Origin of the sequence: Pseudomonas khavaziana, assembly GCF_019145205.1 — a bacterium.
Classification (GTDB): domain Bacteria; phylum Pseudomonadota; class Gammaproteobacteria; order Pseudomonadales; family Pseudomonadaceae; genus Aquipseudomonas; species Aquipseudomonas khavaziana.
On record NZ_JAHSTT010000040.1, the window covers coordinates 1 to 1,298 of the forward strand.

At 52.0% G+C, this 1,298-nt stretch carries 1 protein-coding gene and 1 pseudogene; both read left to right on the top strand.

All coding sequences use genetic code 11. The features are described 5' to 3' along the window. Window positions 1–97 precede the first annotated feature (97 nt). Window positions 98–732: pseudogene (locus KVH01_RS29405) on the top strand (transposase). A 174-nt stretch (window positions 733–906) separates the two neighbouring features. Beyond that, complete coding sequence (locus KVH01_RS30870; RefSeq protein ID WP_455430337.1) at window positions 907–1,044, top strand: group II intron maturase-specific domain-containing protein; 138 nt, start codon at window positions 907–909, stop codon at window positions 1,042–1,044. Window positions 1,045–1,298: the final 254 nt, after the last annotated feature.

Below are 1,298 nucleotides of genomic sequence, written 5' to 3' on the forward strand. Positions count from 1 at the left end.
GGTGAATAGTACGTCACAACCTGTCTCTCTCCGCCCTCGGTATGCTTTTTGGGGTAAATCAGGAGAGTCGACAACTATCCTGCCACCGGGGTTTTCAATGAAGCAAATGATCTTCGCCGATGCCGAGTGCACCGGTAAGCGCAAGCAGACCCGCAAGGAGTTGTTCCTGAATGAGATGGATCGGGTCGTACCCCGGAAGGGACTGATTGCCCTGATCGAACCTCATTACCTGAAGGGCGAAGGTGGTCGTTCGGCCTATCCTTCGATGGCGATGCTGTGGGTTCATCTCATGCAGAACTGGTTCAGTTACAGCGATCCTGCGATGAAAGAAGCGCTGTACGAGACGTACGATCTTGCGCCAGCTTCCGGTCTGGGCCTGGAGCTGATCCTCGATGAAACTACCGTCCTCAACTTCCGTCGCCTGCTGGAAAAGCACGAGTTGGGCGCTGCTATTCTCGGCGTGATCAATGGCTATCTAGGCGACCGTGGCTTTTCGCTACGACAAGGCACCATCGTCGATGCCATGTACCCAGTACGACCTATACCGGTGTCGAGAAGCGCGAAGAACATGCGGGACGCAAAATCGAGAAAAGCAAGGCCCAGGTTCGCTCCAAGGTTGAGCATCCATTTCGAGTGATCAAGCGTCAGTTTGGTTATACGAAAGTGCGGTTCCGAGGCTTGGTGAAAAATACTTCTCAGATGGTGACGCTGTTCGCTCTGTCGAACCTTTAGATGACGCGTCGATATTTGATCTTCAGCACAGGAGAGGTGCGTCCGTAACGAGGGAATAGCTGCTGCGAGGAGCGTGCAGCGGCAAAATGGACGGAATAGGCGACAGACTTGGCACTGCTATCAGGTAACCACAGTGAAATTAAGATCGACATGGTTGAATCAATCAACTGAAAGCTGAAAGGGTGGGCGGCGTTTTATCAATTCGTTGATTTCAAAGCCAAAGTATTCAGCTATATCGATCGTGTCATGTTTTGGAAACTAGCCCATTGGCTGACTCACAAATACCGCTCCCGTCCCGTATCAACCCCCTGATGCGCCAATGGTGCAAAGCACCTAAGCCTAGCCAAAGTAAGACCTGGGTTTTATTTGGCAAGACCAATAACGGTAAACTCAGCGGTGAAACACTGTATCGGTTAGTTGGGCAAGGCAAGAGGCAGTTCAGATGGCGTCTGCCCGAAGGTAATCCTTACCTGAGGTCGGAGCCCAGGAATACATGGACCTCACGCTTCACTGAAATGGCTATGGCGTTCGCCAGCGCTTAAACGGAGAGCCGATTTGCTCCAGTA